General features: G+C 66.6%; 12 protein-coding genes. 9 read left to right on the top strand and 3 right to left on the bottom strand.

Annotated elements, in window-relative coordinates:
- Positions 1-13: 13 nt before the first annotated feature.
- From D7T59_RS16780 to D7T59_RS16770, 3 genes are all read right to left on the bottom strand, one after another.
- Positions 14-862 (bottom strand): MurR/RpiR family transcriptional regulator, encoded by an 849-nt coding sequence (locus D7T59_RS16780; protein ID WP_180852942.1) that lies wholly within the window; start codon positions 860-862, stop codon positions 14-16.
- Between the two features lie 412 nt (positions 863-1,274).
- Positions 1,275-2,369 carry a dipeptide epimerase gene (locus tag D7T59_RS16775; RefSeq protein ID WP_126560594.1) on the bottom strand — a complete coding sequence of 365 codons (1,095 nt, stop codon included), beginning with the start codon at positions 2,367-2,369 and terminating at the stop codon, positions 1,275-1,277.
- Positions 2,366-3,805 (bottom strand): C40 family peptidase, encoded by a 1,440-nt coding sequence (locus D7T59_RS16770; RefSeq protein ID WP_180852943.1) that lies wholly within the window; start codon positions 3,803-3,805, stop codon positions 2,366-2,368. Before D7T59_RS16770 ends, D7T59_RS16775 begins: the two co-directional genes overlap by 4 nt.
- Positions 3,806-3,937: 132 nt before the next feature.
- Between D7T59_RS16770 and D7T59_RS16765 the strand changes: the two genes are divergently transcribed.
- The 9 genes from D7T59_RS16765 to hglS all read left to right on the top strand — a co-directional run bounded on the left by D7T59_RS16765 (position 3,938) and on the right by hglS (position 15,046).
- Complete coding sequence (locus D7T59_RS16765) at positions 3,938-5,428, top strand: transglutaminase domain-containing protein (RefSeq protein ID WP_180852944.1); 1,491 nt, start codon at positions 3,938-3,940, stop codon at positions 5,426-5,428.
- A 51-nt stretch (positions 5,429-5,479) separates the two neighbouring features.
- Complete coding sequence (locus D7T59_RS16760; RefSeq protein WP_180852945.1) at positions 5,480-8,503, top strand: TonB-dependent receptor; 3,024 nt, start codon at positions 5,480-5,482, stop codon at positions 8,501-8,503.
- Between the two features lie 55 nt (positions 8,504-8,558).
- Complete coding sequence (locus D7T59_RS16755) at positions 8,559-10,112, top strand: serine hydrolase domain-containing protein (RefSeq protein ID WP_180852946.1); 1,554 nt, start codon at positions 8,559-8,561, stop codon at positions 10,110-10,112.
- Positions 10,045-10,758: a M15 family metallopeptidase gene (locus D7T59_RS16750; RefSeq protein WP_180852947.1), complete on the top strand. Its 714-nt coding sequence runs from the start codon at positions 10,045-10,047 to the stop codon at positions 10,756-10,758. The genes D7T59_RS16755 and D7T59_RS16750 overlap by 68 nt, the downstream gene beginning before the upstream one ends.
- Before the next feature lie 380 nt (positions 10,759-11,138).
- Positions 11,139-11,510, top strand: a complete 372-nt coding sequence (locus D7T59_RS16745; protein ID WP_049432879.1) for a hypothetical protein — start codon at positions 11,139-11,141, stop codon at positions 11,508-11,510.
- Between the two features lie 232 nt (positions 11,511-11,742).
- Positions 11,743-12,159 carry an EF-hand domain-containing protein gene (locus D7T59_RS16740; RefSeq protein WP_106549734.1) on the top strand — a complete coding sequence of 139 codons (417 nt, stop codon included), beginning with the start codon at positions 11,743-11,745 and terminating at the stop codon, positions 12,157-12,159.
- A gap of 84 nt (positions 12,160-12,243) precedes the next feature.
- A complete protein-coding gene (locus D7T59_RS16735) occupies positions 12,244-12,996 on the top strand; it encodes an HAD family hydrolase (RefSeq protein ID WP_180852948.1) in 753 nt (250 codons plus the stop codon).
- Between the two features lie 31 nt (positions 12,997-13,027).
- Complete coding sequence (locus D7T59_RS16730) at positions 13,028-13,516, top strand: hypothetical protein (protein ID WP_180852949.1); 489 nt, start codon at positions 13,028-13,030, stop codon at positions 13,514-13,516.
- A gap of 165 nt (positions 13,517-13,681) precedes the next feature.
- Complete coding sequence (hglS, locus tag D7T59_RS16725; protein WP_180852950.1) at positions 13,682-15,046, top strand: 2-oxoadipate dioxygenase/decarboxylase HglS; 1,365 nt, start codon at positions 13,682-13,684, stop codon at positions 15,044-15,046.
- Positions 15,047-15,100 lie beyond the last annotated feature (54 nt).

Below are 15,100 nucleotides of genomic sequence, written 5' to 3'. Positions count from 1 at the left end.
ACAGGTGCTCCGGTCAGGAATCCAGCAGGTGGTCGATCCGCTCCAGGTTCACCGCCAGCTGCTGCTGGCGATCCGGATTGGCATGGCAGAGCAGCACGAACAGGAAATCGAGCAGGGCGTGCATGGCGCTACGGTACAGCAGCTGCGCGACCTGCGGCGTACGGTCGTGCGCACACACCACCAGCGCCGCATCAGCATGCGCGCGCAGCGGGTTGGCGGTGTGGCGGGTGATGGAAATCACCTTGCCACCCATGTCCTGGAACTGCCGTGACAGCTGCGAAAGCTGGGGCAGGTTGCCGAACTCGGAGAACATCAGCAGCGCATCACCGGGGCGCGCGGCCGACAGGTTGGCCAGCATCAGGATCGGGTCGGTATGCGGTACCACCAGCAGGCCGAGCAGCGACAACCGCATGGCGAACTCGCGGGCGAACAGGCCGTCATCCCCCAGGCCATAGACGAACAGCTTGGGTGCGCCGTCGAGCAGCTGCACGATGCGCTCGATCTCTTCGCGCGGGTTGGCCTGGCGGGTTTCCTCTTCGGCCTGCGCCTTGCTGCGGCGCAGGGCGTCGCCCAGGCGCAGGTAGTCATCGCCGCTGTCGGGTTCGCTGGGGGCCTGCTGTGGATCGGCACCGGCGCGAGCCACGTCCTGGCCGATCGAGTACTTCAGGTCCGGGTAGCCCTTGAAGCCGAGCTTCTGGCTGAACTTCACCACGCTGGACTGGCTGATGCCGAGCGCACTGGCCAGCTGCTGTGACGAGTAGTCACGCAGCAGGTGGGCGTTGTCGAGGATGAAGTCGGCAATGCGGCGCTCGATGGCCGACATCTGACCACGCTCGGAACGGATCTTCAGCAGGGGCGGCATGCGGGGCGTCCGGGCATGGGTAGGCGCGTTGCGGTTGGCCGCTGAGAGCGTGTCATGGGGTGGGTCGGGCGGGTGCCAGCCGCGAAGGGGTTACGGGGTACGGCAGAAGCAAGAGCAGGTGCATCCACGCATGGCGTGGATCTACGGGGTGCAGTTGTTGCCTTTGACGTTGAGTCCGCCTTCAAGCGAGCCGAGCACCGCAGGTCCGGCGAGGGCGAAGAGGCGCGGGTGTCTGAGCGCAGCGAGTTCCGCGCCGTCCCTCGACGGGCCGAGGAGCGCAGGGCACCGGCGTGCGCAGCACGGCGGCTCGCGGCCGGCGGAGCGTTTCTTTTGGTTACTTTTCTTTCCGCAGAAAGAAAAGTAACGCCCGACCAAGAGTCAGTTGTACGCCAGGCCAGCCGCAAGGCAGAGATCAACCCAGCATCTCCAGCCCGCGCACTTCGGTGATGCCCAGCCCCGGCACGTCGCTGATGCTGATCTCCGATTCGTTGAAGTGCACGCCGCCGCTGACCGGGTCGAACTGGCCCAGCGAGGGGCCGTCCAGGTCGACCTTGGTGATCACATCGCTCTTGGCCACCGCCAGGTGCACGGCCGCAGCCACGCTGATGCTCGATTCGATCATGCAGCCGATCATGCACGGCACGCCGTAGATGCCGGCGATGTCGGCAATGCGGATCGCGTTGGACAGGCCGCCGGTCTTCATCAGCTTGATGTTGATGATGTCGGCTGCGCGCTGCTGGATCAGGTCCATCACCTGGCTCGGGCTGAACACGCTTTCGTCGGCCATTACCGGCGTGTTGACGCGATCGGTGACGTACTTCAGGCCGCTGATGTCGGCGGCTTTCACCGGCTGCTCCAGCAGCTCCAGTACCACGCCGGCTTCCTCCAGTGTGCGCATCGCATGCACCGCCTGCTTTGCGGTCCAGCCCTGGTTGGCATCCAGCCGCAGCAGGGCGCGACCTTCCACCGCCGCATGGATCGCCTTGACCCGCTCGATGTCCAGGCCGATGTCCTTGCCGACCTTGATCTTCAGCGACTCGAAGCCGCGTTCGATGGCCGACAGCGAGTCGGCCACCATCTTGTCGATGTAGTCCACGCTGATGGTGATGTCGGTGGTGATCACCGGGTCGCCGCCGCCGAGCATCTGGTACAGCGGCGCACCGTGCAGCTGCGCCCACAGGTCGTACAGCGCGATCTCCACCGCGGCCTTGGCGCTGGTGTTGCGCTCCATCGCGGTCTGCACCAGCCCGCACAGGCGGTTGAGGTTGACCACGTCCTGGCCGATCAGGCGCGGTGCAATGAAGTGGCGGATCGCTTCGATGATCGAGCCGTGCGTATCACCGGTGATCACTGCGGTGGCGGGGGCTTCGCCGTAACCGGTGTGACCGGTATCGGTGCGGATCAGCACGACCACGTCTTCCACGGTCTCCACCGTGCGCAGGGCGGTCTTGAACGGCGTCTTCAGCGGCACGCGCAGCATGCCCAGTTCGATGGCGGTGATCTTCATTCAGGAGTCTTGGCCCGCAGGCGCTGGATGTTGGTGATGCGGTCGATGTAGCGGACGCTGTCGCTGGCCATCATCGGCTCCAGCGGGGTGACCGAAACACCATTGAGGTGGGCCTGTACGCGCTTGCCGTCGGCACCGAACCAGCTGCCGCCCGCCGTATCGTGGATGACCCAGGTGCGGCCGTCGACGTGGCCGATGGCCATCATCACGTGGCCGGGGATGTAGACCAGATCACCCACCTGCAGGTCGGCGACGGCACGGTCGCGCAATGCCTTGCCGTCCCTGCTGGTGAACGGCAGGCGGTCCAGTGCGGGGCTGACCGCCTGTGCACTGGTATTGCGTGGCAGCAGCACGCCGAAGCTACGGTAGATCTCGGATACGAACCCGCTGCAGTCGCGGGTGTCGTAGTCGTGGCCCCAGCCGTAGCGTTCGCCGAGGAACTTGAAGGCCTGCTGCAGCAGCAGGCGCGGAGTCAGTGGCAGGTAGTCGGCGGCGGTGTCCTGCGAACGTGGCAGCAGCGCCGGTATCAGCTTCAACCGACCATCGGCCTCCCGGACCGGCAGTTGCACCACCCATGAGGCATGCGCCTGCTGGCCATTCACCGGTTCGGCAGCGGGCCAGTGGGCCAGCACCGGCAGGCGCACGCCCATGTCCAGCTGCAGGCGCGAGACGCGCGGCTCTTCCGGGGTGTAGGCGGTCTGTGCGGTGGCGCCGGTGACGATGCGGTACGGGCCCTGGGTGCCATAGCCGAGCACCATGGCCTTGTCGCCGCTGGCGACGGCGTCGGCTTCGATCCACGCGCTGTAGCGCTCGCTGTGCACGAACAGCCAACGGCCATCGGCACTGCGATGGACCACGGCAACCTTGTCACCGGGGAACAGTGCCGATTCCTGGAAGCGGTCGATGTCGGTGTCACCGGCAGTGCTGAAGACGCGCTCGCGGGTGGGGAAGGTGCGCAGCGCGGCACGCTTCACCACCAGCCCGTAGGCCGGTGCCACCTGGGCAGGAATCGCATCGAGGCCGAGGTTGGCTTCGATGCCGCTGCGCAGCGCGGGGGCGATGGCCTGGCCCTTCTCGTTGAACAGTGCACGCTCGGGCCAGCGCGACAACGCGCCGATGCTGGCGCGTACCTGCGCGGCATCGAGCTGAGCGGGCAGCGCGGCGATGTCCTGGATGTGGCTGTCCTGTGCCCGCATCCGCGCGTTCTGCGCGTCGATCTGCGCGCGGTCCAGGATCGGCGCGTCGGCGTTGTCCAGCCGCGCGGCCCAGTACTGCGGGGTCAGGTAGGCCTCGTGCAGGCCGACCACGTAGGGCAGCGGCGCGCCGGGGTCGGGTGGCGGTGCAGCCTGTGCGAAGGCCGGTGCGGCCAGCAGGCACAGGGCCAGGGTCAAGCGGCGTGGCCAATGCCGATGCCGTTCGCGGGAAGCCAGGATCATGCGCTGCACACCCTCCTCGAATGCCTGTTGGAATATTTATTCCTTTTGGCATCGAAAGCAAGAATAAATTATTGACCGGCATCCCGGCCCGTGTTACACAGCCGTTACCACCCGCGCTGGGGAAGTGTCGCTGTGGATCCTGCCGTTCGCAAACCACGTCTGCCTGCCACTGCCGGCCTGTGTGCCGCGCTGCTGCTGTGGGCGTGGTCGGCGGGAGCGGAGCCGCCACCCTCGGCCATCCAGTTTGCGCGGGTCGTGCAGATGATCGACGCGGGACGGTTCTCCGAAGCCGGCAGCGAACTGAATACCTGGTCGGCTGCGGACGCGGCGGAGCCTGGCGTCAGTTTCGACGACATCGCGTTCCAGGAAGAACGCATGCGCCGCATCCGCCTGGATTTTTCCCTCGACGAAACCGCCGCCAGGTCTGCCGTGCGTCGCTGGATTCCGGACCTGACCGACGAGGAATTCGCGCGCTGGGATGAGCTTGGCCTGATCGAGCATCTCGACATCGATGGCACGCGCTGGTACTTCAAGCGCGCACCGTCGAACCTGTTCCTGCTCAGCGAGGAGGCACGTGCACGCCGCCGCGCGGATGCACCGATGCCGGCGCCGGGCCCGAATGAGGTACTCAACGCGCACCACGCTGGCGTGCTTGCCGCGGCCGAACAGAGTGGCCGGGCCTCGGTGCTGCCGCAGCGCATTGAGTTCACCCAGTCAATCACGGTGAAAGCCGATGCAGTGCCGGCCGGCGAAACCGTGCGCGCCTGGATTCCCTACCCGCGCGAGATACCCGGCCAGCAGGAACAGGTGCAGTGGCTGGGCAGCACCCCGGGCAAGGCGCGGGTGGCACCGGCCAGCACCCTGCAGCGCACCGCCTACCTGGAAGCCAAAGCCGTAGCCGGCAAGCCGACCCGCTTCGAGATCCGCTACGCGGTGACGATCTTCGCGCGGCATGCCGCGGTCGATCCGGCGAAGGTGCAGGCCACGCCGGATGATCCTGCGCTGAAGCCCTACCTGGCCGAGCAGCTGCCGCATGTGCGCTTCACCCCGGCGCTGAAGCTGTTCTCCGACCAGGTGCTGCAGGGCGAAACGCGCCCCCATGAAGTGGTGCGCAGGCTGTTCGCCGCGGTTGATCGCATTCCGTGGGCCGGTGCACGCGAATACTCCACGCTCAGCAACATCAGCGATTACGCCTTGCGCGCTGGCCATGCCGACTGCGGCCAGCAGACCCTGCTGCTGATCGCACTGCTGCGCATGAACGGCATTCCCGCGCGCTGGCAGTCGGGCATGGTGTTCTCAGACGATGGCAGCGGCTACAACAACCTGCATGACTGGGGACAGGTCTACCTGGCGCCGTATGGCTGGCTGCCGATGGACGTGACCACCGGCGCGCTGGCCAGCGACGTGCCGGCGCTGCGCGACTTCTACCTGGGTGGCCTCGATGGCTACCGCATTGCCTTCAACGACGATTTCGGCCAGCCCTTCGTGCCGGCCAAGCAGCACTTCCGCTCGGAAACGGTCGACTCGCAGCGCGGCGAGGCCGAGTGGGCAGGCGGCAACCTGTACTTCGACCAATGGAGCTACGACTTCCAGTGGCGGGTACTGCCAGCCGGGCAACGCTAGCGCGACACATCGCAACTCACACCATTCAATTCTTGCAGGAGAGAGCAGGGGATGAAGGCTTACAGCATCAAGCGGGCGGCGTTGTGCGTCGCCCTCGGGGCGTGTCTGGGCGTAGTGCTGCCCGGCATCGCGATGGCACAGAACGTGAGCGGCGCAGTCGCCGGCCGTGCAACCGCCGGTGACCAGGTCACCGTGGTCAGCAGCAGCACCGGCCTGACCCGTACCGTCACCGTTGGCGCCGATGGCAGCTACCGCCTCGGCCAGTTGCCGGTGGGTGACTACCAGCTGCAGCTCAGCCGCGATGGCCAGACGCTGGGCGATCAGGTGTCGGTGAGCGTTGCCGTCGGTGGTACCACCACGGTCAACCTGGCCAGCGGCGGCGGTGTCACCAACCTGGATGCACTGCAGGTAGTTGGCACCCGCGTGATCAACCGCGTGGATGTCTACTCCACCGAAACCTCGTTCAACATCAACCGCCAGGAGATCTCGCGGCTGCCGGTGGCGCAGGACCTGTCTGCGGTCGCGCTGATGGCGCCGGGCGTGGTCGGTGGAAACTCGTCATTCGGTGGCCTGTCGTTCGCCGGCTCATCGGTGGCCGAGAATGCGGTCTTCATCAACGGCCTGAATGTCACCGACATGTATACCCGTCGTGGCTTCAGCACCGCGCCATTCGCGTTCTTCAACGAATTCCAGGTCAAGACCGGTGGCTACTCGGTCGAGTTCGGCCGCTCAACCGGCGGCGTGATCAATGCCGTGACCCGTTCGGGCAGCAATGAATTCGAGGGTGGTGTTGAAGTCACCGCCGAGCCCAGTGCGTGGCGCGCCAGTGGCGGCGATCATTTCCACCGCGACGGCACTCCGCATTCCTATGGCAGCCGTGACAACAACTCCTTCCTGAAGACCAACGTCTGGGGCTCGGGGCCGATCATCAAGGACAAGCTGTTCCTGTTCGCGATGTACGAGGACCGCAGCGACAAGGGCCACAACACCTCGTCCGATGGCAGTACCTGGTTCAAGAACGATTCCGGCAACGGCTTCTGGGGCACCAAGCTGGACTGGAACATCAACGACAACCACAGCCTGGCGCTGCTGGCGTTCTCCGACGAGGGCGATGTCACCAATGCGTCGTACGGCTACAACTGGAATGCTGATCGGATCGGTTCCTGGGGCGGCGACTCGGTCACCGAGACCGGCGGCCGCAACTGGTCGGCCACCTACACCGGCCACTTCGGGCAGAACTTCACCGCGCGCGCCATGGTCGGGCAGAACAAGCAGCGTGCCTTCACCAACTCGTCGCTGGACCAGGCCTGCAGCCCGGTGTTCACCGACAGCACCTATGGCCCGCGGCTGGGCAAGCTGCAGGGGCTGCGCGCCGGCTGCCACCCGACCGGCGCGGCGGTGGCCGAGCGTGATGACACCCGCGATGTCGCGCGCCTGGACTTCGAGTGGCAGCTCGGCGATCACCTGCTGCGCTTCGGTGTCGACCGCGAACTGATGACCACCAAGCAGTCCACCCGTTATCCGGGGCCGACCGAGCTGAGCTACACCGCCTACGTGGCGCGGCCCGGCGACGAAGTGTGGGATGGCGCCAACGCCTATGTGCCGGCCGGCGTCACCGAGATGCTGCGTGCACGCAACCGCCGCTCGGGCGGCACCTTCGAGACCGAAGCCAATGCCTTCTATCTGGAAGACATCTGGAACATCACCCCGAACCTGATGCTGAACCTCGGCGTGCGCTGGGATCGCTTCGAGAACCGCACCGCCGCCGGCAAGGCGTTCATCAAGATGGACGACCTGATCGCGCCACGCGTCGGCTTCTCGTGGGACATGCGCGGTGATGGCAGCACCAAGCTGTTCGGCAACGCCGGCCGCTATTACCTGCCGGTCACCAACAACATCAACGTGAACTTCGCCGGTGGCCTGACCGACGAATACAGCTATTACGTGCTGAACGGCTGGGAACAGAAAACCTCGCCGACCGGTTCGCCGTACATGGCACCGATCGTCGGCCAGCAGATCGGGCCGACCGACACCCGCATGAACACCGGCGGTGCCGACCTACGCCAGAGCGTGGACCGCGACCTGAAGGCGGTTTACCAGGACGAGTACATCCTAGGGTTCCAGAACATGATCAACCAGGCCTGGTCGTGGGGCGTCAACGCCACCTACCGGCGCATGACCCGCGCGCTGGATGACATCCGCATCAACTACACCCCGTGCGGCCCGACCCCCAGCACGCTGTGGCCGATCGCCAACCCGGGCGAGAGCCTGACGATCTGGGGCGACAAGAGCATCGGTTGCGCCAACGAAGGCTGGATCACCATCGATACCGCCAACAGCGGCTATCGAAAGGGCGGCAGTGGCGAGGTGATTGGTTACTCCAAGCCCAAGCGCACCTACAAGGCGCTGGAGTTCCAGATCGACCGTGCCTGGGACGAGAAGTGGATGTTCAACGCGTCCTACCTGTGGTCGAAGAGCGAGGGCAACTTCGAAGGCCCGGTGAACTCCGATACCAACTACGGCGACACTGGCATGGTGCAGTTCTGGGACCACCCGGCCACCAATGAACGCTATGGTGTCCTGTTCAACGATTTCCGCCATCAGTTCAAGCTGCGTGCCGCCTATGCGCTGAACAAGCAGTGGTCGTTCGGCACCACGCTGCAGGTGCAGTCCGGTGGCCCAATCACCGCCTACGGCGTGATGTGGCCGAACGACTCCATCGCCGGTGGCAGCACCTCCAGTGAAGGCAGCGGTGGTGGCACCGGCTGGCTGTGCGTGGCCAACTGTTCGGGCCCGTACAACCAGCGCCAGTTCGAGTACAGCCCGCGCGGGGCGTTCGGTCGCCTGCCGTGGACCTGGACCATGGGCGCCAACGTGACCTGGCGCCTGCCGGTGGAGGGCATCGACCTCAGCGCCCGGTTGTCGGTGTACAACCTCACCAACAACCAGAAGACCATCAACGTGCACCAGCGCTACGAGGCGCAGCCCGGCCAGTACCGCGAGGCGACGTTCGCTACCGGCACGCGCTGGCAGGCACCGCGCTACACCCAGCTGGTGGTGACCTGGAACTTCTGAGGCCACGCTCCGCGCCGTCCACGGTGACGGCGCGGGCAATGGAGGGGCTGCCCGCATGCACCACCTGCTGATCCTCGCGGCGGCACTGGCCGCACCGTCCGCTTCGTCGGTCGACAACGCAGCCATCGAGGCCGACATCGCGGCCGTGGTCCAGGCCGAGCATCTGCCCGGGCTGGCGCTGGCGGTGGTCGAGGATGGGCGGGTGGTCCATCGCCATGCAGAGGGCGCGCGCGGCGATGGCGGCCGCATCGACGAGGACACGCTGTTCAAGATCGCGTCCAACAGCAAGGCGATGACCGCTGCGCTGCTGGCACGACTGGTGCAGCAGGGCAGGCTGCGCTGGGATGATCCGGTGCAGCGGCATCTGCCGGGTTTCCGCATGCACGATGCGTGGGTGGGCCAGCAGATGCAGGTGCGCGACCTGCTGATCCACAACAGCGGCCTCGGCCTGGGCGCCGGTGACCTGATGCTGTGGCCGGAACCGAACACGTTCTCCCGTGCCGACATCATCGCCGGGCTGGCGCACCTGGAGCCGGTCAGCAGCTTCCGCAGCCGCTATGCGTACGACAACCTGATGTATGTGGTGGCCGGCGAAGTAGCGGCGGCGGCGGGTGGCCAGCCGTACGACCAGTTGATGCGCGAGCAGGTGTTCGAACCACTGGGCATGACGCGCTGCCAGGTGGGCGCGTGGTCGGTGAAGCGCGTGGGCAACGTGGCGCAGCCGCATGCCTGGCGTGGTGAACGCAACGAGGTGGTGAACGCCGATGCTGCGATCAGCCCGGACCTGCCATCGATGGCGGCTGGCGGCATCCGTTGTTCGCTGCGCGACATGACACGCTGGATGCAGGTGCTGCTCGATCCCACCCTGGTACCCGACTGGCTGGACAGCACGCAACGCCGCACGCTGTGGACCCTGCACATGCCGATGCCACTGGGCGAGCGCCAGCGGCGCTGGGACAACGCGCATTTCTACGGCTACGGCTATGGCTGGCGGGTGTCGGACATGGACGGGCAGTGGAAGGTGGCGCATACCGGCACGTTGTCAGGCATGTATTCTTCACTGGCGTTGCTGCCCGACCGCAAGGTGGGCGTGGTGATGCTGATCAACGGTGAAGGCGAGGATGCGCGCACGGTGTTGATGCAGGCCATGCTGAAGCGCTTCACTGCACCTGGTGATGCGCGCCCGGCGATGGAGTACCTGGCGGAACTGAAGGCAGACCAGGCCGCTCGTGCGGCAACCGGGCATCAGCGGCCGCCGACGTCAGATGCGCGGCAGGCGTCGGCTTCCGATCTGCCGCACTGGCAGGGCCGCTACAGCGATCCCTGGCTGGGGCCTGCATCGCTGTGCCCGGGCAAGGACGGCCTGCGCTTCAGCGTGGACAGATCGCCGCGGCTGCAGGGTGCCGTGCTGCAACTGCAGGAGCGTTGGCTGCTGCGCTGGGATACGCTGGGCGATGAGGCGCAGGCGTGGCTGCAGCCAGGTGAAGGCCCGGCACCGACACTGGACCTGCGTGCCATCGATCCGGACATCGACTTCAGCTATGACTTCCAGGACCTGCATTTCACTCGTACTGGCGACTGCCCTGACGGCGACCGCCAACGCCGCTGAACCACCGCGCGTTTCGCCCGCCACCGACGCGGCCGACGCCGGGCTGGTTGAGATCCGGTCGGTGGCGCCGCGTATCGACATGGATATCCGCTATGCCGGTGCCAACAACTTCACCGGCGCACGTGTTCCGGGCTACGAGGCTCCTTCCTGTTACCTGCTGGCCCCGGTGGCGAAAGCGCTGGCGCGGGTGGAACAGGATCTGCGCGTGCAGGGTCTTGGCCTGCGCCTCTACGATTGTTACCGGCCGGTGCGCTCGGTGCAGGCCTTCATGGCCTGGGTGAACGATCCGGGCGAGCTCTCGCGCAAGGCGCTGCAGTACCCGGACCTGGACAAGCCGCGCCTGCTGGCCGATGGCTACATCGCCGAGCGTTCCGGCCACAGCCGTGGTGCCACGGTGGATCTGGGCCTGCTGGATTGCCGCAGTGGCAGCTGCATGCCGTTGGACATGGGTACCGACTTCGACTTCTTCGGGCCACGTGCGCACACGCAGGCGAGCGGACTGAGCGAGGCGCAGCAGGCAAACCGCCAGCAGCTGGTGCAGGCGATGGCGCGCCGTGGCTTCGTGAACTACCCCCAGGAGTGGTGGCACTACACCCTGCAACCCGAACCGGATCCGGGCACCGCGTACGACGTCCCGGTGCGGTAGGGGTATCGGCAGGGCTGCGCCCTGCACCCGCGGTAGTGCCGGCCGCTGGCCGGCAACATCAGACGCAACAGCAACAGCGTGTATTCCGTGGGTTGGCGGGGCGGTGCCGGAGTGCGGGGACGCCGTAAATCCGTCCATGGAGGCTTGGCAGCCGCATCCATGCGGCTGACACCCCGCACTCCGGCACAGCCCCGCCTCTGACAGTTTCCCGCGTGGTCCGTTGTAGAGCCGAGCCCATGCTCGGCTGCTCTTTGATCAATCGTCGAGATATTCGATTTCGATGGAGATTCATCCACGCATGGCGTGGATCTACCGTGGCTACCGGATTGGGTCCGGGGCAGATCCCTTACACTGGCCGCCTCTTCATCCCTGCCCACCCGATGAACCTTCCCCTGCACTTCGGCCTGCTCGGCACCCTGGAAGCCGGCGCCATCGCCCTGCTGGTCGGCCTGCTGGTGTACTTCCTGTGGTCGCGGTTGTGCCGGCTGCTGCACTGGTCGATGGGGCATGCCATCGGCTGGGCCTGTGTCATCTCGGTGGTGGCTTCGGCGGGCATCGATGCGTGGAAGCTGTTCTACATGGGCATCGTGCGGCTGGAGTCACCGCTGTACGCGCGCATCTTCCTGTCCACCATCCATGATCCGAACGAACTCGGCAGCCGCGTGGTGCTGGAAATCGCCGGCGCACTCGCCGGTGTAGCGTTGGGGTGGGTGATGTTCAGTTCGCGGTCATCGGCCCAGACCGCGAACTGACGCAGGTTTTTCGTTCGCTGCCGGTTAAATCCTGGCGCGCTGAATGCGCAGCTTATGAGCCACTCACTTCGCGCTAACCACCGTGCTAAAGCATGTGCGGTGGCGAGTGGTTAATCGCGTGTGTTGATGCCGGTCGCGGCGCAAAATCGATTCAGAAAGGCGGTGGCAGGGTAGGTGCCGTGCGGAGACAACACGCCGCGCAACACCACCCAATCGGTAGGAGACACCCCTGATGACTATTCGCAACCGCAAGCCCCTGATCGCCCTGATCGTCGCCGCCGGCAGCGTGCTGGCCATTCCGGCGATGGCGCAGTCGGCCAAGCAGCAGGCGGCGCATGCGCAGAACGAGGCCGCGCAGGCCCAGCAGGCGGCTGCACAGGCAGGCCAGGCCGCTGACCAGGCGACCAATGCGGCCGCAGCGGCATCGGCGCAGGCCAATGGCGGTGGCCAGACCTGGGCCAGCATCGATACCGATGGCAACGGCACCATCAGCAAGTCCGAGGCACAGGTGAACGCGGGCCTGGCCCAGGTGTTCGACCAGGCCGACACCAACAAGGACGGCGAGCTCAGTGCCGACGAGTACAAGGCCTATGTGGCCGCCCAGCAGGCCGGCGCCGGCGGCGCAGCGCAGGGTGCGCAGGGCAGGTAAGACCTGCATCGGGGCGTATGGGAACCCGGGCGGCTTCGGCCGCCCGGGTTTTTTTCGTCACCATGGCCCCTGTATCCTTGCGCGATGAACACCCCCACGCCTGCGCCGTCGCGCGCCATCGGCCTGGTCGGTTTTGACGGTGACGACACGCTGTGGAAAAGCGAGGACTACTACCGCAAGGCCGAGCAGGATTATCTTGACCTGCTGTCGCGCTACGTCGACGTACATGACACCCAGACCGCGCGCCACCTGCTGGAAGTGCAGCAACGCCACCTGGGCACCTTCGGCTACGGCGTGAAGAGCATGACCCTGTCGATGATCGAAGCGGCCATCGACATCACCGGCCAGCGCATCGACGCGAAGGACATCCAGCGCATCCTGGATATCGGCCACGACACCCTGCGCCATCCGGTCGAGCTGATCGACGGCGTGCGCGAGGCGGTGGCGGCCATCGCCGAGCACTACCCGGTGGTGCTGATCACCAAGGGCGACCTGTTCCATCAGGAAGCGAAGATCAAGGTCGCCAACCTGGCCGAGCTGTTCCCGCGCATCGAGATCGTTTCCGAGAAGGACCCGGAAACCTACGCCCGCGTGCTGGCCGAATTCGACCTGCCGATGCAGCGCTTCGTGATGGTCGGCAACTCGCTGCGTTCGGACATCGAGCCGGTGGTCACCCTCGGTGGCTGGGGCGTGCATACGCCGTACGCAGTGACCTGGGCCCACGAGACCCAGCACGGCGTGGCCGACGACGAACCGCGCATGGTCACCGCCGATACGGCCCACGACTGGCCGGCCGCGCTGGCGGCGATCGAGGCCAAGGCCGCCGCGGCGGCCTGACAGGCTGCGGCGGCTGCGGCAGAATCGGGGCATGAACCACCGACTGCGCGTGCTGCTGTTGTCCCTGCTGCTGGCGCCGGCCACCGTGCTGGCCCAGCAGACCGCCGAGCGTTCGGCTGCGTATGAGGTGGAAACCGGCGACAGCTGGGTTGATGCCCAGCTGCAGGACATCAACCATTACGCTGAACGCTACCCCGATGCCTTCCTCGATGAGGTATCGCGCTATGCAGGCGTGCCGCGTGGTTACGTCAGTGCGCTGTTCACCACCCACGGCTGGCAGGCCGGGGACATCTACTTCGCCTGTTTCTGGGCCAAGGCCAGCGGCCAGACCTGCCGCGACAGCGTGCGCGCCTTCAGCCAGGACCCGGAGGGCGGCTGGGAAGCGGTGGTGAAGCGCATGCCCGCCAAGCCGGACAACCTGCATTACCGCGCCGTGCGCCACGCCATCGTGGCCAGCTACGGGCACTGGGACCGGCCGATCACCCTGGATGCCACCCTCAAGCGCCAGCTCAACCGGTAGTGCCGGCCGCTGGCCGGCAACTACACAATTCCAGGCATCCAGAGGTTGCCGGCCAGCGGCCGGCACTACCGATTTCCGTCATGTTGCTATGCATATCGCCGCCGCCGCGCACTCCGGCGACAATACGGGTCCGAGCTGTTCCCCGTTCCCGTAATCGAGTGACTGATGAGCGCCTCTTTCGTTTCGCCTGATGTGATCCGCCGCCTGTTCGCGCAGGCCATGTCCCGCATGTACCGTACCGAAGTGCCGCTGTACGGCACGCTGGTGGAGCTGGTGGAGCGGATCAACGCGCAGGTGCTTGCCCAGGACCCGGCGCTGGCCGCGCAGCTGCAGCGCAACGACGAGCGCGCACGCCTGGACGAGGAGCGCCATGGCGCGATCCGCGTCGGCACCGTGCAGGAACTGGCTACGCTGCGCCGCCTGTTCGCGGTGATGGGCATGTATCCGGTCGGCTACTACGACCTGTCGGTGGCTGGCGTGCCGGTGCACTCCACCGCGTTCCGCCCGCTGACCGGCGCCGCGCTGGCGCAGAACCCGTTCCGCGTGTTCACCTCGCTGCTGCGCCTGGAGCTGATCGAAGACGAAGCGCTGCGTGCCGAATCGGCGAAGATCCTTGCGCGCCGCCGCATCTTCACCGATGGCGCGCTGGCGCTGATCGACCAGGCCGAGCGTGACGGCGGCCTGTCGCAGGCCGATGCCGAACGCTTCGTCGATGAAGCGCTGGAAACCTTCCGCTGGCATGGCGACGCCACCGTCGACCTGCCGACCTACCACGCGCTGCACAACGCGCACCGGCTGGTGGCCGACGTGGTCAGCTTCCGTGGCCCGCACATCAACCACCTGACCCCGCGCACGCTGGACATCGACGCCGCGCAGGCGGCGATGATCGAGCACGGCATGGCGGCCAAGGCGGTGATCGAAGGCCCGCCGCGCCGCGCCTGCCCGATCCTGCTGCGCCAGACCAGCTTCAAGGCACTGGAAGAAGCGGTGCATTTCCCGGACAGCGAGGGTGGCGATGCCGGCACCCATACCGCGCGTTTCGGCGAGATCGAACAGCGCGGCCTTGCGCTGACTCCGAAGGGCCGCGCGCTGTACGACCAGCTGCTGTCGCAGGCCCGCGATGCCGGTGGTGAAGGCAGTACCGGCGGCGACTACGGCCAGCGCCTGCAGGCGGTGTTCGCCAGCTTCCCGGATGACCACGACACGCTGCGCCAGGAAGGCCTGGGCTACTACCGCTACCAGCTGACCGATGCCGGCCGCGCCGCCCCGGGGCGCGTGGCTGATCTGCCGGCCGAAGTGCTGGTGGCCACAGGCCTGGCCACGGCCGACCCGATCGTCTACGAGGATTTCCTGCCGGTCAGCGCCGCGGGCATCTTCCAGTCGAACCTGGGCGGTGAAGAACAGCGCGCCTATGCCGCGCATGCCAACCGCGAGGCCTTCGAACAGGCGCTGGGCGTGGCGGTGAATGACGAGTTCGAGATCTACGAGCGGCTGCAGGCCGAGTCGCTGGCGGCGCTGCGCGCCGCGTGAAGGTAGAGCCGGGGGGGGGGGGGGGGGGGTTGGGGGGGGGGGGGGGGGCCGGGC

It is taken from the genome of Stenotrophomonas maltophilia, assembly GCF_013464915.1.
Classification (GTDB): domain Bacteria; phylum Pseudomonadota; class Gammaproteobacteria; order Xanthomonadales; family Xanthomonadaceae; genus Stenotrophomonas; species Stenotrophomonas maltophilia_AT.
The sequence above is the reverse complement of the archived record's forward strand: the minus strand, read 5'-3'. Positions and strand labels throughout refer to the sequence as shown.